15 protein-coding genes are annotated in these 19,327 nt (G+C 72.6%); 7 read left to right on the top strand and 8 right to left on the bottom strand.

Annotated features, from left to right (window positions below; translation table 11 throughout):
- Positions 1-42: 42 nt before the first annotated feature.
- From AC5WRL_RS00545 to AC5WRL_RS00530, 4 genes are all read right to left on the bottom strand, one after another.
- Positions 43-945, bottom strand: coding sequence for a hypothetical protein (locus tag AC5WRL_RS00545; RefSeq protein ID WP_496086199.1), 903 nt, complete (start codon positions 943-945; stop codon positions 43-45).
- Positions 942-2,492, bottom strand: coding sequence for a hypothetical protein (locus tag AC5WRL_RS00540; protein ID WP_496086198.1), 1,551 nt, complete (start codon positions 2,490-2,492; stop codon positions 942-944). Before AC5WRL_RS00540 ends, AC5WRL_RS00545 begins: the two co-directional genes overlap by 4 nt.
- Before the next feature lie 144 nt (positions 2,493-2,636).
- Positions 2,637-4,688, bottom strand: coding sequence for a SpoIIE family protein phosphatase (locus tag AC5WRL_RS00535; protein WP_496086197.1), 2,052 nt, complete (start codon positions 4,686-4,688; stop codon positions 2,637-2,639).
- 38 nt (positions 4,689-4,726) lie between these two features.
- Positions 4,727-7,228 carry an ATP-binding SpoIIE family protein phosphatase gene (locus AC5WRL_RS00530; protein ID WP_496086196.1) on the bottom strand — a complete coding sequence of 834 codons (2,502 nt, stop codon included), beginning with the start codon at positions 7,226-7,228 and terminating at the stop codon, positions 4,727-4,729.
- 118 nt (positions 7,229-7,346) lie between these two features.
- On the opposite strand from AC5WRL_RS00530, the gene AC5WRL_RS00525 reads away from it, so the two are divergent.
- Complete coding sequence (locus AC5WRL_RS00525; protein WP_496086195.1) at positions 7,347-7,814, top strand: Crp/Fnr family transcriptional regulator; 468 nt, start codon at positions 7,347-7,349, stop codon at positions 7,812-7,814.
- Between the two features lie 3 nt (positions 7,815-7,817).
- Here AC5WRL_RS00525 and AC5WRL_RS00520 read toward each other — a convergent pair whose 3' ends face one another.
- Together AC5WRL_RS00520 and AC5WRL_RS00515 are read right to left on the bottom strand one after the other, a co-directional pair.
- Positions 7,818-11,423, bottom strand: coding sequence for a hydantoinase B/oxoprolinase family protein (locus AC5WRL_RS00520; RefSeq protein WP_496086194.1), 3,606 nt, complete (start codon positions 11,421-11,423; stop codon positions 7,818-7,820).
- Between the two features lie 86 nt (positions 11,424-11,509).
- Positions 11,510-12,382 carry an ATP-binding protein gene (locus AC5WRL_RS00515; RefSeq protein WP_496086193.1) on the bottom strand — a complete coding sequence of 291 codons (873 nt, stop codon included), beginning with the start codon at positions 12,380-12,382 and terminating at the stop codon, positions 11,510-11,512.
- A 216-nt stretch (positions 12,383-12,598) separates the two neighbouring features.
- Here AC5WRL_RS00515 and AC5WRL_RS00510 point away from each other — a divergent pair, with 216 nt between their 5' ends.
- From AC5WRL_RS00510 to AC5WRL_RS00495, 4 genes are all read left to right on the top strand, one after another.
- Entirely contained in the window at positions 12,599-13,447 is an 849-nt protein-coding gene (locus AC5WRL_RS00510) for a helix-turn-helix domain-containing protein (protein WP_496086192.1), read from the top strand.
- A gap of 14 nt (positions 13,448-13,461) precedes the next feature.
- On the top strand, positions 13,462-13,656 hold the full coding sequence (locus AC5WRL_RS00505) for a DUF397 domain-containing protein (RefSeq protein ID WP_496086191.1): 195 nt from the start codon (positions 13,462-13,464) through the stop codon (positions 13,654-13,656).
- Between the two features lie 33 nt (positions 13,657-13,689).
- Positions 13,690-14,193: a GNAT family N-acetyltransferase gene (locus tag AC5WRL_RS00500; protein WP_496086190.1), complete on the top strand. Its 504-nt coding sequence runs from the start codon at positions 13,690-13,692 to the stop codon at positions 14,191-14,193.
- Between the two features lie 127 nt (positions 14,194-14,320).
- Positions 14,321-14,896 (top strand): hypothetical protein, encoded by a 576-nt coding sequence (locus AC5WRL_RS00495; protein ID WP_496086189.1) that lies wholly within the window; start codon positions 14,321-14,323, stop codon positions 14,894-14,896.
- Between the two features lie 53 nt (positions 14,897-14,949).
- Here the strand turns inward: AC5WRL_RS00495 and AC5WRL_RS00490 are convergent, their stop codons facing one another.
- Positions 14,950-15,600 carry a Crp/Fnr family transcriptional regulator gene (locus AC5WRL_RS00490; protein ID WP_496086188.1) on the bottom strand — a complete coding sequence of 217 codons (651 nt, stop codon included), beginning with the start codon at positions 15,598-15,600 and terminating at the stop codon, positions 14,950-14,952.
- 203 nt (positions 15,601-15,803) lie between these two features.
- On the opposite strand from AC5WRL_RS00490, the gene AC5WRL_RS00485 reads away from it, so the two are divergent.
- Entirely contained in the window at positions 15,804-16,112 is a 309-nt protein-coding gene (locus AC5WRL_RS00485) for a YciI family protein (protein WP_496086187.1), read from the top strand.
- Here the strand turns inward: AC5WRL_RS00485 and AC5WRL_RS00480 are convergent.
- A complete protein-coding gene (locus AC5WRL_RS00480; protein WP_496086780.1) occupies positions 16,087-17,517 on the bottom strand; it encodes a HEAT repeat domain-containing protein in 1,431 nt (476 codons plus the stop codon). The two genes, AC5WRL_RS00485 and AC5WRL_RS00480, sit on opposite strands and share 26 nt — an antisense overlap.
- A 267-nt stretch (positions 17,518-17,784) precedes the next feature.
- Here AC5WRL_RS00480 and AC5WRL_RS00475 point away from each other — a divergent pair, with 267 nt between their 5' ends.
- Positions 17,785-19,266 carry a SpoIIE family protein phosphatase gene (locus tag AC5WRL_RS00475; protein ID WP_496086186.1) on the top strand — a complete coding sequence of 494 codons (1,482 nt, stop codon included), beginning with the start codon at positions 17,785-17,787 and terminating at the stop codon, positions 19,264-19,266.
- The last annotated feature ends 61 nt before the right edge of the window (positions 19,267-19,327 follow it).

Genomic DNA, 19,327 nt, shown 5'->3' with positions numbered 1-19,327 from the left:
CTCGTCGTTCGTCGTTCGCGGGGGGATGTCAGGGCTGACGGGTCAGCTGTGGAACGGCAGTCCGGCGCCGTCCACCAGGTCGAGGTCGTCGGTGGTGTCGGGCGGCAGCAGCGTGGCGGTGCCGTCGCTGACGGGCACGATGCCCAGCTCCAGCAGCTCGCCCATGGCGGCACCGGCGGCCATGTCGCGGACCTGGAGCTGGTAGCGGGCGGTGGTGCGGTACGTGCCGCCCGCGTCGTCGCCGGTGCGCTGGAGGAAGCCGGAGTCGGTGAGGAACGCGACCGCCTTGCCGATGATGCCGGTGGTCGAACCGGACAGCCGCCGCGCGTCCTTCGTCGCCCCGGTGGCGCTGCGCCGCGCGTACACCCGCCAGGCGGCCTCAAGTCCCGGGTTGCCGGAGGCCGGGTCGGTGTTCTCGCCGTCCTGCGCCGCCCGCTCCTCCAGCCGCCGGCATGCCTGCCGTACGAAGGCGTCCACGCCGTTGATGGTGATCCGGCCGATGTAGCCGTCGTCGGCGAGGTCCTGCGGGCGGGGGAAGGCGAGGGCGGCCACGGCGAGATGGGCCAGGCCGTGCAGGAACCGGTCGGCGGAGTCGGCGGTGGTACGGCGGGCGTACTCGCTCATCCGCACCGCGAACACCGAGTCCTCGGCCGCCGTCATGGCCATCCCGGCGCGGGTGGAGACCTCCAGGACGATCAGCCCGAGCCCGGTGGCGACGGCGTCGGCGAGCCGGGCGAAGGCCGGCTCCTCCTGGTAGCGGCGCAGCAGGGCGGCGTACTCGGCGTCGCGGGCCGGCAGCAGCTTGGGCTGGATGCCGAAGGACACCAGCCGGGCGGCGTCGGCGGCGTCCGCGGGGGTCACCGTGGCGGGCCCCGACGGGGAGGCCGGCGCGGCGGCGCCCTCGTCCTCGGCGTCGGTCCCCAGGGCGTCGGCTGCGGTGGTCATGACGTGCTCTCCGAGCGATCGGCGGCCATCGAGGCCGCGTCCAGCAGTGCGGTGCCGACGATCAGATCGGCGCCGCCGAACTCCGGGTCCCGCAGCACCGTGCCGTCGTCGACGGCGAACAGCAGCCGCCGTTCGCCCTGCCGGTAGGCGGTGCCCACCGGGGGGCTGGCGGCGTGCACGGCCAGCAGGGTCAGCAGATAGGGCAGTTCGGGGTCTGCGGGGTCCTTGCGGCGGGCCTGCTCCAGCAGCCCGGACAGCCGGCGCGGGGCGTCGGGGGGCAGATCCAGTATCTCCAGCGCGGTGGCCAGCTGTTCCTCGCTGAACCGGGAGTCGTCGGGGGTGGCGACGAGATCCGGCTCGGGCAGCTCGGCGCCCAGGTGTTCGCGGGGCGCGGGCGGGGTCAGCAGCAGTTCGGCCAGATCGGCGAGCCGTACCGCGCCGGGGGTACGGGGTCCGGTGCCCTTGGCGAAGAACGCGTCGGTCACCCGGGCGGCGCGCTCCAGCGGTTCGGGCAGCAGCGGGGCGAGCAGCTGCCCGTACAGGTCGACCCCGGCGCGGGCGGCGGGCGGGGCGAACGCCTGCCGGTCCTGCTCGGCGCGGAAGAGCGGCCCGGCCTCCAGCAGCCGGGACTGGAGCTGGGTGTGCCGGCGGATGCAGTCCTTGACGATGTCGACGAGCTCGGCGGCGCGCAGCTTGTGGTCGGGCTCTATCGCCTCGTCCCTGGCCCGGCGGATGTTGGTGAGGATGGCGTTCTCGTGCCGGTAGCGGTCGGCGATGTGGTCAAGTGCCTCGCCGATCAGATCGGGGACGGTGCGCAGCCAGTCGACGGCCCGGACATTGCGCCGGGTGGCCTCCAGGGCGCGGCGCAGCGTCTCGGCGTACTGGACGGTGCGGTAGCGGGCGGCCTCGGCGGCGAGTTGGGCGTCGGCCAGGCGGCCCCGGCTGATCAGCACCTCCAGCTTGACCTCGGCGGCGATCTGGGCGCTGGTGACATCGGTGTCCAGGGCGCCGACCAGGACGTTGACGGCCTCGTCGGTGGTGCGCAGATACACCCCGCCGCCGGGGCCGGGCACTTCCTCGATCAGCTTGAAGTCGTAATCGCGGCGGACGTAGGCGCCGTCGGGCCCGAAGGTGCCGTAGACGGTGCGGAAGCCGCGGTCCACGCTGCCGACGTTGATGAGGTTGTCGAGCACCCAGCGGGCCACCCGCTCGTGCTCGGCGGCGGGCCGGCCCGGCGCCTGGGCGGCGACCCGGGGCAGCAGGCGCACGATGACGTCCTCGTGGTCGGCCCCGGTGTCGAAGTCCATGCTGAGGGTGACCAGGTCGATGGCGGCCAGCGCCACCTCGGCCATGGTGTATATGCCGTACTCACCGGCGAGGTTGGCCTTGCGGGCGTCCAGGTCGTGCAGTGGCGCGGTGCAGGCCAGCGCGCGCAGCCGCCGGGCCAGCCCCTCGTCGGCGGCGGGGCCCAGGCCCAGGGCCGGGGTGGCACGGGTCGTTCCTGCTGGTGCGGTCACGGAGCCCACAGTAAGTGGTGACACTGACATTGATGGATTCGGCACGGACGGTACGGATGACCCAGATCGTTCGGATGGTGTGGATGGTGTGGATGGTTCGGTTGGTGCGGATACGGTGGTGCATGCGGACACGGCGGAAGGCGGCGCGACCGGGCCACGCGTACCGCGACGCGCTCAGTCGCTGTCGGCCCCGCCCCGGTGCACCCGCGCCAGCAGCAGAGCGACATCGTCCTGCGGAGTGCTGTGCGCCCGGGTGCCCAGCACAGTGTCGCAGGTTTCCTCCAGTGATCCGGGCGGCCCCTCCAGCAGCCGCAGCACCGCCCGCAGCCCCTCGTCGATCGAGTGCCGCCGCTCCTCCACCAGACCGTCCGTGAACAGCGCCAATGTTGCCCCGGGGGCCAGCCGCAGCCGCGCCCCGCGGAACGGCACCCCGCCCACCCCCAGCGGCACCGCCCGGGGCAGCTCCAGCAGTTCGCCCCGCCCGTCCGGCTCCACCAGCACCGGCGGCAGATGTCCGGCGCTGGCCATCTCGCACCAGCCCGCGCGCGGATCGCACACCGCGTACAGACAGGTCGCGATGGAGTCGCCGAGGAACTCCGCGATGCCGTCCAGCTGGCCGAGCAGTTCGGCCGGGGGGAGATCCATGCGGGCCAGCGCCCGGATGGTGGAGCGCAGTTGCCCCATGATGGCGGCGGCCCGTACCCCCTTGCCCATCACATCGCCGACCACCAGGCCCCACCGGTCCCCCGACAGCCGCAGCACATCGATCCAGTCGCCGCCCACCTCGGAGACGGCCGGCCGGTAGCGGTAGGCGATGTCGATGTCCGTGCGGCCTTCGGGCAGTTGCGGCAGCAGGCTGCGCTGGAGCGTGAGCGCGGTGTTCCGTTCCCTGGTGTACAGCCGGGCGTTGTCGACACTGATCGCCGCGCGGGCGGCCAGTTCGCCGGCGAGTTCGCGGTCCTCCTCGTCGAACGGCCGGCTGCCGGTGGTCCGCATCAAGGTGATGGTGCCGAGCACCTCGCCGCGCGCGATGAGCGGGGTGACCAGGATCGAGTGCACCCCGGCCGCCTCCAGCGCCCGCGCCCCCCGCTCGTCGCGGGCCAGCCGCCGTACCCCGTACGGGACGGCGTCGGTCAGCAGGATGCCCTGGGCGTGCCGTACCGCCTGGGTGTTGATCCGGGACGGGCCGAACGTCACCGGCCCGCCCATCTCCTGCGGGTCCCATTCGAGGCCGGTGCCCTCGGTGCCGGCCACGGCCAGCAGCCGGAAGACCGCCGAGCCGTCCGGCTGTACGGGCGGGGCCGCGCCGCCGCCGAGCACCGCGTCGAGGATGTCGACGCCGGCCAGGTCGGCGTAGCGGGGCACGGCGGCCTGGGCCAGCTCGCGGGCGGTCTGGCGCAGATCGAGGGTGGTGCCGATCCGGGTACCGGCCTCGGCGATCAGCGCGAGCCGGATCCGGGCCCTGGCCACCTCGGTGTTGGCGCGGACCCGCTCGGTCACGTCGATGGCGGAGATGGCCACCCCCAGGGTGCGGCCTTCGGGTTCGTCGAGCCGGTAGAAGGAGGTGGACCACACGTGGTCGCGGTCGGGGTCGGCGGGGGTCCGTCCTGTGGTGCGGTGATCGATGACGGGCCGGCCGGTTTCCAGGACCCGGCGCAGCACTTCGCCGACCCCGCTGACATCGGTCTCGGTCAGCACCTCGCCGAACGGGCGGCCGATGAGATCGGCGGCCGGTACGCCGTGCAGCCGGGCGAGGGCGGGGTTGACCCGCCGCCAGCGCAGGTCGGTGTCGAACAGGCCGAGTGCCACCGGGGACTGGTTGATCAGCCCGGTGGACAGGGCGAGGTCGGCGGCGAGTTCGCGCAGCGTTCCGGCGTCGGCGGCCTGGCTGATGATCCGCCGGGCACCGCCTGCGGCCGGCGCGGGCCGGCTGCGGATCTCCACGAGCCGGGTGTGGCCGTCGGCGTGCCGGACGGGCAGCGTGCCGGCCCACTCGGGGCCGGCCCGGGCCCGCCGCAGCCAGTCCTGGGCCAGCCCGGGCGGGGCCTCGGGCAGCAGCAGGGCGCCGGCGTCGCGGCCGAGCGCCCGGTCGGCCAGGTAGCCGAACAGCAGCTCGGCCTCCGGGCCCCACAGCACGATGGCGCCGTTCTCGTCCTGGACGAACACGGCCTGCCGCATCAGATCGGTCAGCGCGCCGGTCGACCGGTCCGGCATGTCGCCGGCCATGGCCCCGGACGTCCCCTCGGCTCCGCCGCCGGCCACCGCTACCCCACGTCCGGGTCCGCGCCCGGGTCCGCGCCCGCGCCCGGGTCCAGGCCGAGTCCCAGGGCCAGGCCGATGCCCGGGCCAGGGTCCCCATCGGCGTCCAGGAGTTGTTCGGTCCAGATGGTCTTGCCGCGGGCGGTGTAGCGGCTGCCCCAGCGGTGCGCCAGCTGCGCGACCAGGAACAGCCCCCGGCCGCCCTCGTCGGTGGGCCGGGCACGGCGCAGATGCGGCTGCGTCTCGCTGGGGTCGGAGACCTCGCAGATCAGTGAATCGTCCCGGATGAGCCGCAGTTCGACGGGCCCGCCCGCGTACCGGATGGCGTTGGTGACGAGTTCGCTGACGATCAGTTCGGTGGCGAAGACGTTGGCATCCAGGCCCCACCGTGTCAGCCGCTCCACGATGGCGTTCCGCGCCTGCCCCACCACGGCCGGATCGGCCGGGAAGCTCCAGTGCGCGGTGGCGTCCTCGGGCAGCGTACGGACCCGGGCGACCAGCAGCGCCACCTCGCTGTCCGGGGCGCGGCGCGGCAGCAGGGCGTCCAGGACGGCCTGGCCCAGCTCGGCGGGGGTACGGTCGCCGGCCGCCGCCACCTCGGCGCGCAGCAGCTCCATCCGTTCCTCGGGGGTGTGCTCCACCGGTTCGAGGGTGTCGCCGTCCCCCGCCCGGGCCGCCACCAGTTCGTCGCTGAACAGCAGCAGCCAGCTGCCGGGGTCCAGTCGGACGTGGACGGCTTCGAAGGGGGTGCCGCCGACGCCCAGCGGCGGCCCGGCCTTCAGCGGCACGATCTCGGGCGGCTGCCCCGGCCGGGCGATGACCGGGGGCACCCGGCCGGCGCCGGCCATCGCGCAGACGCCGGTGACCGGGTCGTACACGCAGTACAGGCAGGTCGCCCCGACCGCCCCCGTACCGTCGCGGGGTTCGCGCTCGGCGTCGGCCAGCCGGATCGCCAGATCATCGAGCCGGGTCAGCAGTTCTTCGGGGGCGAGATCGAGGTCGGCGAGGGTCTGTACGGCGGTGCGCAGCCGCCCCATGGTGGCGGTGGCGTTGAGGCCGTGTCCGGCGATGTCGCCGATGACGAACGCGACCCGCGCCGAGGACAGCGGGATCACGTCGTACCAGGTGCCGCCGGTGCCGGCCGCGGTGCGCGCGGCGACGTAGCTGCCGGCCGTGCGGGCGGCGGTCAGCTCGACGACGGGCTGTGGCAGCAGGCTGCGCTGGAGGGTTTCCACGGTGCGGTGTTCGCGGGTGTAGCGGCGGGCGTTGTCGAGGCTGAGGGCGGCCCGGGAACAGATCTCCTCGCCGAGCCAGGCGTCCTGCCGGGTGAAGGTGAGCCTGCCGGGGGCGCGCCACAGGTGCAGCGCGCCGAGCACCTGACCTCGGGCGCTGAGCGGCACGATCATCCGGGAACCGGGCCCTGGCGGCAGTTGGTGGGCGGCCGGTCCCGGTTCGCCGCCGGGCAGCCCGATGCGCCGGGTGCGTACCGCGTCGGGCCACGGCTCGCGTACGGCGCGGGTCTCGGACAGCCGGGGGTCGGCGAACTCCTCGACGACGAAGCGCGCCCCGGGCGGGTAGACCTCGGCCGGCCACGTACCGTCCGCGGCTTCGCCTCCGAGCCGCCGCAACTGGGCGCCGGGTACGGTCCACACGGGCTCGTCGCCGCTCAGCATGAGGTGGGAGATGTCGACGGCGGCGAGGTCGGCGAAGCCGGGCACCAGCACCCGGGCGAGTTCCTGGGCGTTGCGGGTGATGTCCAAGGTGGCGCCGATGCGTTCGGCGACGGCGTGCAGCAGGGCCATCCGGCGGCGGGCGATGTACTGCTCGGTGACGTCGGTGAAGATGCTGACCGCGCCCTGGACGCGGTCGCCCGGGTCGCGCAGCTGGAACATCTGGATGCTGAGCACCCGCTCGCTGTCGGGCGCGTCGCGCAGCCGCGCCGAGTGCTCCCAGTCGATGACGGACTCGCCGCTGTCGATGACCTGCCGCAGCCGGCCGCTGACGGCGTCGGCGTCCTCCGGCACCAGCATGTCGGCGAGCCAGGCGGGCAGCGGCGCCCCCTGATCGTGCGCCTCGGCGGCGCGCAGCAGCACGTCGGGGGTGAGGTTGAGCCGGGTGATCAGCAGATCGGTGCGGTGGATGGCGATGCCGACGCGCCGCTGCGAGAACAGGGCGCGGACCAGCGCCTGGTCCTCCTCGTGGCGGTGCGCGGCGTCCTCGGGGGTGAGGGTGACCAGTTGCCGCGCCTCGCCGCCACCGCCGGGCAGCTCGACGGTGGCCAGCCGCAGCCGCAGCCGGTCCGCGCCGGGACGGCCGGGCCGGATCAGGGTGGCGGCGCAGCGGTCCCGCAGCTCCATGAGCTGGTCCAGGCGCTGCCCGGCGATCTGCGCGGCGGGCCGCCCGAGCAGTTCCTCGGCGTCCGGGGTACAGGTCAGCACCTCGCCGCGCGCGTCCAGCACCAGCACCACGGCGGCGTCCAAGGGGAGCGGATCGGGGCTGGCGGTCACGTCTCCCATTGAACGCCGGGCGCCGGGCGGGCGCGCGGCGGGCGGGCTGGGGATGCGGGATTCGCCCGAATGGGTTGCCATGGAGGGGACGGCACGGCACGGGAGGAGGCGGGGCGCGATGACGGCTTCCAAGCGCCTGCTGCGGGTGCTGCCGCCCATGCACCGTGAGCGGCTGATGGCACTGGCGCAGGAGGTGTCCTTCGAGCAGGGTGAGCGGATCTTCGAGGAGAAGGGCCGCGCGGACCGGTTCTGGGTGCTGCGCTCGGGAACGGTCACCCTGGATCTGCGGCTGTCGGGGCCACGCCCGACGCCGGTCTCCTCCCTGGAGACCGGCGATCTGCTGGGCTGGTCGTGGCTGTTTCCACCGTACGAGTGGGATTTCGGCGCGGAGGCGCTGAGCCCGGTGCGGGCGTACGAGTTCGACGGGGCGCAGGTGCAGGCGGTGTGCGACGACGATCCGGACTTCGGGTACGCGCTGCTGCGGGTGATCGCCGAGATCCTGGCCTACCGGGTACGGGCGGCCCGTACCCGGCTGCTGGACCTGTTCGCGCCGCACGCGGGACGGTACGGCCCGGGCATGCCGTAGCGGCTACGCCGGCCCGTACCCCCCGCCCCCGGGCGTGTCGATGATCAGCTCATCGCCGGCCGCGACCTCGGCGGTGTCGGCCCCGGCGAGCGGCTCGATCCGCCCGTCGGCGCGCCGCACCACGTTGCGGCCCAGCGCCCCGGGCCGCCCGCCCGCCATGCCGTACGGGGGCACCCGGCGGTGGCCGGTCAGCACGGTGACGGTCATCGGTTCCAGAAACCGGAGCCGCCGCCGCACCCCGTCCCCGCCCCGCCAGTGCCCGGCGCCGCCGCTGCCCGCGCGGATGTGGAAGTCCTCGACCCGGACCGGGTAGCGCCACTCCAGGACCTCGGGGTCGGTGAGCCGCGAGTTGGTCATATGGGTCTGGACGGCGTCGGCCCCGGCGAACCCGTCCCCCGCGCCGGAACCACTGGCGATCGTCTCGTAGTACTGGACGTGGTCGTTGCCGAAGGTGAGGTTGTTCATGGTGCCGGAGCCCTCGGCCTGCACGCCGAGCGCCGCGTACAGGGCACCGGTGACGGCCTGCGAGGTCTCGACGTTCCCGGCCACGGTGGCGGCCGGGTAGGCGGGCGCGAGCATCGAACCGGGCGGGATACGTACCTCCAGCGGTTTCAGGCACCCGCTGTTGAGCGGGATCTCATCGGCGACGAGGGTGCGGAAGACATACAGCACGGCGGCCATGACGACGGAGGACGGGGCATTGGTGTTGCCCGGCCGCTGGGGCGAGGTCCCGGCGAAGTCGAGGAGAGCGGACCGCTTCCCCCGGTCCACGGTGACGGCCACCTGGATGACGGCGCCGTCGTCGGTCTCGTAACGGCAGGACCCGTCGTGCAGCGCCCCGATGACCCGGCGCACCGACTCCTCGGCGTTGTCCTGCACGTGCCGCATGTACGCGTGCACCACATCGAGCCCGAACTGGTCGATCATGGAGCGCAGTTCGGCGATGCCCTTCTCGTTGGCGGCGATCTGGGCGCGCAGATCGGCGAGATTGGCGTCCGGGGAACGGGAGGGGTAGCGGGCCCCGGAGAGCAGTTCCCGGGTCTCCGCCTCGCGCAGCGCGCCGTCGCGCACCAGCAGCCAGTTGTCGAAGAGCACGCCCTCCTCGTCGATGGTGCGGCTGAAGGCGGGCATGGAACCGGGGGTGATGCCGCCGATCTCGGCGTGGTGCCCACGGGAAGCGACGAGGAAGAGCAGTTCCCGTCCGGAGTCGTCGAACACCGGTGTCACGACGGTGACATCAGGCAGATGCGTCCCCCCGTGATAGGGATCGTTGATCGCGTACACATCCCCGGGCCGCATCCGGCCGGCGTTGCGGCGCAGCACCTCCTTGATGGACTCCCCCATGGAGCCCAGATGCACGGGGATGTGCGGGGCGTTGGCGATCAGATTGCCCCCGGCGTCGAAGAGCGCGCAGGAGAAGTCAAGCCGCTCCTTGATGTTGACGGAGTGCGCGGTGTTCTCCAGCCGGACGCCCATCTGTTCGGCGATCGCCATGAAGAGATTGTTGAAGACCTCCAGCTTGACCGGGTCCACCTCGGTGCCGACCGCGGTGGTACGGGGCCGGGCGGTCACCCGCTCGACAAGGAGATGGCCACGAGCACCGACCGTGACCCGCCAGCCGGGATCGACAACGGTGGTGGCATCGGCCTCGGCGATGATGGCGGGCCCGTCGACGGTGTCCCCGGCGCGCAGCTCCTCCCGGCGGAACAGCGGCGCGTCGGGATACCAGCGGCCGGCGGCGTACATCCGTACCCGGTCGACGGGCCCGGCCACCGCCTCCCCGGCACCCCGCGTGGGCGCGGCCTCGGCCGGCGCACCCGGGCCGGCCGCCCCCACGGCCTCGGCGACGGCGAGCGCGGCGACGAGCGGCTTGTCCATGGCGAACCCGTACCGCGCCCGGTGAGCACGCGTGAACTCGGCAGCCATGCCGGGAACTTCGGCCAGGTCGACGGGCAGAACGGCATCGGTCCCCGCGTACCGCAGATGCAGCCGGGCGACGGTGCGGATGGCACCGTCCGCAATCCCGTCCGACAGCAACTCCGCCCGGGCCTGCCCGGCAAGCTCCCGGCACAACCGCTGGATGGCGGGCAGCTCGTCGCCGTCCAGTTCCCGCTCGATGGACTGCTCCCGCAGGGCGGTGGCGTCGGCGACACCGATCCCGTAGGCGGAGAGCACTCCGGCCAGCGGCGGGACGATGACGGTGTCGATGCCCAGCGCGTCGGCGACGGCGCAGGCGTGCTGCCCGCCGGCACCGCCGAAGCTGGCCAGGGCGTAGCGGGTCACATCGTGGCCGCGCTGCACGGAGATCTTCTTCACCGCGTTGGCCATGTTGAGCACGGCGATCTCCAGAAACCCGGCCGCGACCTGTTCGGGGCCGCGGGTGTCGCCGGTCGCCCGGGCGATCTCGCCGGCAAGCCGCTCGAACCCCTCGCGCACCGCGTCGGCGTCGAGCGGCTGATCCCCGTCAGCCCCGAACACCGCCGGAAAGTGCGCGGGCTGCACCCGCCCCAGCATCACATTGGCATCGGTCACCGCCAGTGGCCCGCCGCGCCGGTAGCAGGCCGGGCCCGGCACGGCTCCGGCCGACTCCGGCCCGACCCGGTAGCGGGCCCCGTCGAACCGCAGCAGTGATCCGCCGCCCGCCGCGACCGTATGAATGTCCATCATGGGCGCGCTCATCCGTACGCCCGCCACCTGGGTACCGAAGACCCGCTCCAGTTCCCCCGCGTAGTGGGAGACATCCGTGGAGGTCCCGCCCATGTCGAACCCGATCACCCGCTCGTACCCCGCCTCGGCACACCTGCGGGCCATACCCACCACCCCACCGGCCGGCCCGGAGAGCACGGCGTCCTTCCCCCGGAAGTGCCCGGCCTCCCGCAGCCCGCCACTGGACTGCATGAACATCAGCCGTACGCCGCGCAGTTCAGCCGCCACCTGCTCGACGTACCGGCGCAGCACCGGCGAGAGGTACGCGTCGACGACCGTCGTGTCGCCGCGCGACACCAGCCGGATCAGCGGGGCGACTTCGTGGGACGCCGACACCTGCGCGAACCCGGCGGCCCGCGCCAGCTCCGCGACGGCCCGTTCGTGCGCGGGATACCGGTACCCGTGCATGAGGACGACGGCGGCACTGCGACAGCCGGCGTCGTAGGCGTCACGCAACTGGACGCCGAGAACGTCGCGATCGAGCGGACGGACGATCTCCCCATCCGCACCCACCCGCTCGGGAACCTCGATGACCCGCTCGTACAGCGCCTCCGGCAGCACGATCCGCCGGTCGAACAGCCGGGGCCGGTTCTGGTACGCGATCCGCAGGGCGTCCCGGAACCCGGCGCTGATGAGCAGTACGGTCGGCTCCCCGCGCCGCTCCAGCAGCGCGTTGGTCGCCACGGTGGTCCCCATCTTCACGACGGACACCCGCTCGGCCGGTACGGCCTCGCCGGGCGCGAGCCCCAGCATCCGCCGGATTCCGGCGACGGCGGCGTCACGGTACCGCCCGGGATCGTGCGACAGCAGCTTGCCCGTCACCAGCGCCCCATCGGGCCGCCGCCCGACGACATCGGTGAAGGTGCCACCCCGGTCGACCCAGAACTCCCAGCGTCCGCTCACCCGCGCTCCTCGCCCGAAGACATCCCGTTTGTCCCGGCGACCATACGCACCTGTGCACCGCAAAGCGGACCATCGGCGCCGTGCGCTCAGCCGCGCAGCCGCACTTGGTGGTGCAACCGCTCAAGGCACGGCCCGCAGGCGAACACATGCGCCGACCGCCCGAGCACCCGCGCCGACCCGATCCAGGCGACCTGCCGGTCCGCCGCGGAACACACCCAGCAGGCCCCGTCCCGCCACCCCGAGGGGGCGCCGTCCAGTTCCAGAACGAGGGCACGCGTGGTGGTGACCACCGGCCGGGGCGGCTGCGGAACGGCCAGCCAGGGCCGGGCGAGGGTCGCGGTGTACGAGCGGTGGTTCGGATAGTGGGCGGCGTGCTTGCGCTGCCAGTCCTGCACATGCCCGAAGTCGACACTGATCTGCGACTTCCTGCGGCACTCGTCGCATCGCATCCGATGCGTCATCGGCGGCGCGTCGGCCCGCCGGTCGGGCTCACTGTTCCAGACGGTCACGCTGGCCACTCCCCTACGCCGACGGAAGAACACGCAACTCGAACCAGGTCCACTTCGTCCCCGAAGGACATTGCTGAACCCCCCCCAGGCGGAACTGAGGAGTTCCACCAACTGAAGCCCCCGACCGCACACACTGTCCCGCGGGGCCCTGCGCCGCCTGGGCAGCCGGGCCGAGGCATCGTGCACGGCGACCAGCACCCGGTGCGGCTGCACGGCCGTCTCGACGACGACCAGCGGGACGGAGGTGTGGTCGAAGACGTTGGTGACGATCTCGGAGACGAGCAACCGAGCGGTCTCGACCTCCTCTTCCGCAAACCCCAGCAGGGCCAACAGTCCTGCCACATGATCCCGCGCAACCTTCGCCGTCTCGGCGGCGTTGGGCGCGGTGAGCCGGTAACGGCGGGCGTTCGGCGGCGGTTTGGTGATGGTGGGTGCGGTGGTGGTGGTCATCAGCGATCTCCCAACGCTGGCGGAATGCCTCGTCCCGGGTCATCTCGCAACCGCTCTGCGCGTTCGCAGAACTACCCGCTGTCAGGCTCGATGCCACCATAGGGCATCACGCCTCATAAGTGAGGCCCATTCACTAGATCGAGTGACGCGATGGACTCAAGGTCACGCCAGGGAACATGATGAGGACTCAGCGCCGCCGAGGTTTGGAGAGCAACCATGGCTTCCAGGAAGGCACCCACCACACGACAGCGCCGCTTCGGCCTCGAACTCCGCCGCATGCGCGAGAGTGCCGGCCTGTCCATCGCGGACGGCGCGGCACTGACCGGCACGGACCGGACCAACATCTCCAACATGGAGGGAGGCCGCTTCGGCGTGAGCGGCGACCGGGTACGTGAACTCGGTCGTCTCTACGACTGCCCCGACCCCACCTACGTCGAGGGGTTGGCCACGATGGCCGAGACGAAGGTGAAGGGCTGGTGGGAAGAGTACCGAGGCGTGCTCTCGGACGGAATGGTCGACTTGGCCGAGATGGAATACCACGCCAAGCACCTGACGAACGTGGAGCACCTGCACATCCCCGGACTGCTGCAAACCGAGGAGCACGCCCGCGCCATCTTCCGCTTGGCAATCCCGCGACTGTCAGAGGTGGCGCTGCTGCGCCTGCTGACCCATCGGATGAAGCGCAAGACCATCTTCGAGCGGGACACGCCGACGCCTTGCCTCTTCATCGTGCACGAAGCGGCCCTGCGAGTGAGGCTCAGCGGCGTGGACGTCCACATGCGACAGCTGGACCGGCTGCTGGAAACCTCCGAACAGGACCACATCACCCTCCGGGTCATCCCCTTCTGGGCCGAGGGCTACGCCGGGGCAGGCAGTGCCATCATCTACGCCGCAGGACCGGCACCGCGACTCGACACCGTAGAACTTGAGAACTCGCACGGGCCTGAATTCGTGGATGCCGAGTTCAAACTGATCAAGCACCGCTCTACGCTTGGCCGCATGCAAGAGGTCGCGCTCTCCCCGGAGGATTCACGCGATCTTATCCGCAGCGCGAGGAAGCAATGACAAGGGACACAGACATGCAGGCGATCCGATGGCAGAAGTCTTCCTTCTCCAACGAGGCCGCAGGATGCGTCGAGTTGGCAACACTCGGCGACGGCCTCCTGGTTCGGGAGAGCGACGAACTCCCAGCCGTCGTGCTGGACACCGACCACGTACGAACCCGCTCCCTCCTGAAGCGCATCAAGGCCGGCACCTTCGACCGGCTCGGATAGCGCCCGCGATGATCCGTGGGCCAGAGTAGGGGCATGTCTGCGTACAAGACGATGCCGTTCCACCTGGAGACCGAGCGGCTGATACTGCGGCCGTGGGCCGAGTCGGACGCCGCTGAGTTCTGCGCCCTCCTCTCCGAACGTGGCAAGGGAACCCCCGAGGTTGAGCACATCCGGAAGTCCATCGCGGAGTTGCTCACCGCGACGTCGACCACGGGGATCGCTCTGTTGCCCATCCAGCGCCGTGATGAAGGCGACTTCATCGGCTACTGCGGGCTGATCATCGGCCGTTCCAACCTGGACGAGCCTGAAATCGCGTATGAGCTGTTCCAGCGCGTGCATGGACGTGGCTACGCCACCGAGGCGGCCCGGGCAGTGCTCGATGCCGCTGTCGCGACCGGGCGGAAACGGCTCTGGTCGACCGTCGGCACCTGGAACACACCGTCACTCCGTGTCCTTGAGAAGCTCGGGTTCGAGCGGGATCACGTTTCCACGGAGGAGAACGGTGAAGTGTTCTGGCTCACACGCTCGTTGCCGTAATGCGTTGGATGTCCCCACAAGGCTCACAGTCGGTCCACCGCCGTCAGCAGGCTTGGCCGGCGGCCCATGTGGGGGGCAGGGCGTATCGTCCGATAATTCCAGCGGCGCAGCCCCGTAGGCTGCGGCGATGGATACCGTGCGGCGCTGGCAGGACCGGATCACGTGGATAGGCACGTGCATGGTCGTTGCGGCGGCTTGTCTGATTCTGGCCGTGCCCCTGGCCTGGGGCGACCTGCTGTTCGTCGTCATGGGGCAGGTGATCCCCGGCTGGCAGGTGGGGACCGCCCTGTTCCTCGTGGGACTGGTCCTCATGGTGATCGTCGCCAAGAGGTACCGGCCCAGGCTGCGGCTCGCCCTGCGACTACTGGCGGTGGTGGCCGGCCTGGGCAGCATCTGGAGCGCGGTCAGCGACCTGGGTGCCGGTGCGAAGTACCACGTTCTTGAGCCCGTGGGCCCCGGAGGCTGCACCGCCATCGTGCGGGAAACATCGTTCCTCCTGGCCGGCCATGGCGATGTGTACGCGGTAGGACCCTTGGGAATCGCTTGGCGGGCGTCGGGCTCCTGGTTCGCCGATGATGGCTACCGGCCCATTGCCGGGGGGACGTACAGCCTGCGCTGGGGCCAGACCGAGGGCGTCCTGGTGGTCAGCGGCACGACGACCGATCCCGTCTATCCCGCGCTGCACTCGCTCGACTGCGGGTGAGAGTCCGCGGCAGCGGGTCGCGACGGTGGCGGGGCCCCGCCCCGACTCCCCGTCTACGCACGCGAGCGGAGCGCCAGGAGTTCCGGTGCCAGGATGTCGATCCGGCCGGGGGTGACCCGGATCAGTCCCTCGATGCGCAGCCGTGAGGCGGCCCGGTTGGCGGTGACCCGGGTCACGCCGAGGACTTCGCCCAGTTCCTGCTGGCTTCCGGTGAAGCCATCACCGGCGAGCAGCAAGGCCGCCAGCCGCGCCACCGTGGGGAGGGCGAGCGCCGCCAGATACTGGTCCTGCCCCGCCCTGGCCTCGGCGGCCAGGAGCCTCAGAACGTGTGCCCTTACGGTGGCCGTGTCCTCCATCGTCCGCAGGAAGACGGCTCGCGGCAGGGCACGTATCACGCAGTCGGTCAGCGCACCGAGGGTCGCGGTATGGCCCCGGCCGTCGAGCAGCGCCACCTTGTCCAGCGCGCACGGGGCGTCCCAGCGGCCGAAGCGCACGGTCCGGCCGTCCGGCGTCGTACGGTGTGCGGTCACCGTGCCGCTGAGCAGCAGCAGGAGATGGGTGGCGGTGTCGCCCGCCGTACGCAGGGTGGCGCCCTGGGGGTACCGGCGCGAGAGCGAGCATTCCCACAGGTGCCGCAGCCGGGCCTCGGGAAGGGTGGCCAGCAGTGGCACCGCTCGCAGTTCCCGCCAGTCCCGCCAGCTCATGTCCGCTCCGCCGCTACGTACCTCAAGCCCCGGCGTCAGTCCCGGTTTCAGTCCCGGTTTCGGTCCCGGTCTCAGCCCCGCCCAGGCTAGCGCGCCGCCGGCGTGTATCCCGGGCGTGTATCGGCTGATACAGACCTCCTCCGGTCCGCCGGAATACGGTGCCGGCTCCCGCATACGACCAAGAGCAGCGAGGAGAGATCGTCATGCTGGTGCTTGAGCTTGAGTTCACCGTGGAGCCCGCCCCCACCCCCGAGCGGCTGGCGGCCCGCCCCGCGCACCGAGCGGTGCTGACCCGGCTGCACACCGAGGGGCGGCTGCTGGCCGCCGGGCCGTGGGGTGACGACAGTGGGGCGCTGCTGGTGTTCGCCGACGGTGTCGGGCGGGCGGAGCTGGACGTGATCGTGGCCGCCGATCCGTACTACCGCACGCCGGGGGTGCGGATCCGTTCGGTACGGGAGTGGGCGCCGCTCCTGCCGCTCCTGCCGCTCACGACGGGGCCAGGCGGCCTCTGACCGCCGTCTGGACGCCCTCCTGCTCGGCCGGGTCGGCGGCCAGCGAGCGGAGCCGGTCCAGGACGCGGGCGTCCGCCGTGGCCGCGTGGCGGGCGGCGACCTCCCTGGTGTCCTCCTCGCAGTCCCACAGGCACTCGACCGCGAATCCGGAGGCGAAGGTCGGGTCGGTGGCGGCCAGCGCCCGCGCGGTGTGGCCGCGCAGCTGGGAGGAGGTGGTCTGCCGGTAGATGTGCCGCAGTACCGGGACGGCGGGGCCGATCGTCAGCCGGGCGGCGCCCTCCACCAGGGCCCGCAACTCCTTGGCGTCGGTGCCTCGGGTGCGCACCACCCGGCGCAGCGCGGCGAGCACGCCCGGGGCGTCCGGGGCGGAGCCGCGGCGGGCGAGCATCACGGCGGCGGTACAGCCCAGCTCGTCCGATCGCTCCAGCCAGCGGCGGGCCTGCCGCAGCGCGCCGTCGTCGTTCATCCGGGCGTACGCGGTGACCGCCGCCTGGGCCAGTTCCTCGTCCGGCTCCTCGGCCGCGCGCTGGATCAGCTCGAAGACGGCGGGGTCGCCGCGTTCCGCCAGGTGCCGCAGGGCGGCGGCGCGGACCACCGGGCTGGGGCCCTCAGCGGCGGCCCGCAGCAGGGTGCCGCGGTCGCCGGGCCCGGCGACCGCGCTCAGGCAGCGGGCCGCCGCGGCTTCCCGCCACTGTCGCGGGGTCTGCTCGTACCCGTCGCGGGCCCAGTCCAGGACGGCCCGCACGCTCCAGCCGGGCTGCGGGGTCGGCGGGCGCAGCTGTCGCTGCCAGCGGTCGAAGTCGCCGATCTCCAGTGCTCGCGCCAGCCGGGCCCGCTGACCGGGGCGGGCGGGGTCTTCGGCCCACACATGCCAGGGGCGGGGTTCGAAGGAGTCCCGGACGGCTTCGATGAGGGCGCGTTCGCCCGCCTCCGTGGCGGGGAAGCGGGCCAGGATCGCGGGGCCGAGATCGCGCAGTTCGCTGTCGTCCTCGCGGACGGCCAGCTCGTCGAGGGCCCAGCGCCAGTTGGCGCCGGCCACCGCGTACCGGCGCAGCAGGGCCAGGGCGTCCGGCCGTCCGGCGGTCACCAGGTGGCCCAGGACGGACAGGGCGAGTCCGGTGCGCTGCTCGCAGTCCTCCAGGGCGTCCTCGGGGTCGAAGAGGTGATCGCTTATGGCGTCCAGGGGCGCGTCCAGCTCGCGGTAGAGGCGGGCGTAGTAGAGCGATCGGTGTTCGAGTTGCCAGTCGGGGCGTGGGTCGCGCAGGACGCAGTGGTTCAGCGCGGCGACGGCGTCCGGCCGTGGCGCCGCGAGGGCGTGCAGCCATCCGTCGCCGCGCCCTCGCTGGAGAAGCCCGAGAAGGGTTCCGCTGGGCGCTATGTCTGTTTCGATGGGACTGGCGAACATATGAGTCAGCATCCGGTTGGGGAAGTCCGGTGGCAACGGGATTTCCGGATCGAGCAGTGGGACGCCGGTCATCCTTGCCGTTGGGAGCCTGTCTACACCTGGAATCGGCCCGCTGTCGAAGTGTCTTCGACCATGGTCGGCGGCAAGCGGCCGAATCTCTTACGGAGCGGCGCGAGGCATGGCACAGTCAGTAGTCAACCGCGCCCGGTTCCGACCGGCGGCGGTATCCGGCACGAACCGCGCCGTACCAGGTATCAGGGATCAGACATGCTCTCCTCCCCCTCTCCGGAATCCTCCGCGAACGATCTGCCAGCAGGGAGTGACGCGTTCGACGACATCCACGGCTTCGACGAGTTGGACGAGTTCGACGACCTGCTGGCGCGAGCACGCCGGCTGCGCGAGGACGCGCGGTCGCTGCGGCACGCGGAGCGCTCTCCACTGCGCCGGGCGGCCTGGGACGCGGCGACGGCGCGGCTGGAGGAGTTCGACCGGCAGGTGGCGGAGCTGCGGCCGGCGCCGGGCGCGGGGGCCCTGCTGCCGGGTGCGGCGGGCGCGGCGGGTGTACGGGAGGCGGACGAGGCCGGGCGGGTACGGCTGGGGGCGCGGGTCGGCAGTGCGGAGTGGAGCCTGCTGACCGATGGGGTGGTGTGGTCGGACGAGTTGTTCGCGATCTTCGGCCGGTCGGTGCGGGAGGGTCCGCTCACCCTCGATCAGTTGCCGTCGTGCCTGGTCGGGGAGGATCAGCCGGTGCTGGCGGCGGCGATGACCGGCTGTCTGGTGGACGGGCGGGCGATGGACTGCCGGTTCCGGGTCGTCCGCCCCGACGGTTCGCGGCGCACGGTGCGGATGACGGGTGAGCCTGTGCTGGACGAGGCCGGCGGTACGGTCGCGATGTGGGCGGTGATCCGCGACGTGAGTGAGCTGGCCGCTGCGGACGCCGGGGGCGCGGAAGGCACGGCGGAAGGCGCGGCGGAAGGCGCGGCGGAAGCGGACCGCCCCTCGGACGCGGTGCGGGGGCAGCGCCGGCTGACGGTGGAGCTGCCGGCGCGGGCGGAGACGGTGCCGGCGCAGCGCGGCCCGTCCGGTTCGCTGGAGATCGCCGCCCGTTATCTGCCCGCTCTGGGCGGCGGCGCGCCTGGCGGGAAGTGGTACGACTCGCTGGAGCTGGTGGACGGCGGCAGCGTGCTGAGTCTGGGCGATCTGCCGGGCCGGGGGGCGGCGGCCACGGCGGGTACGGCGACGGCGCTGGGGGCGATCCGCGGCATCGCGCTGACGGGGGCCGGCCCCGGGGGGGTACTGGGGCATCTCAACGAGTTGCTGGACCGGGGCAGTCAGCCGTTGCTGGCGAGCGCGGTGTGCTGCCGTTATCAGCCGGGTGAGCGGCTGCTGACGTGGGCGCAGGCGGGCCATCCGGCGCCGCTGCTGTGCCGGGGCGGGGCGGGGCGGGCGCTTTCGCGGCCGGTGGGGCCGCTGCTGGGCGCGCTGTCGGGGGCGGGGTACGAGGAGCGGATGGAGCGGCTTGAGCCCGGGGATGTGCTGGTGCTGCACACCGACGGGCTATTTTCGGACAGCCGGGCGGACGATCACGAGGGGAACCACCGGCTGCTCGCGCTGGCCGGCCAGCTGGCGGCGGCGGGCAGTGCCGGGGAGTGTCTGCGGATCATCGTGCGGGCGGCGGCGGAGCGGGCCGGGGGCGGCGCCGGGCGCGAGGACGACGCGTGCGTGCTGGTCCTACGGGTCCGGCCCTGACCGCCGACCACCAGCCGGCGGCCACCAACCACCGGCCACCAACCACCGGCCGGATGTCCAT

The sequence above is a fragment of the Streptomyces sp. NTD107 genome (genome assembly GCF_059510435.1).
Note: the sequence above shows the minus strand (reverse complement) of the source record. Positions and strands in the feature narration are given on the sequence as shown.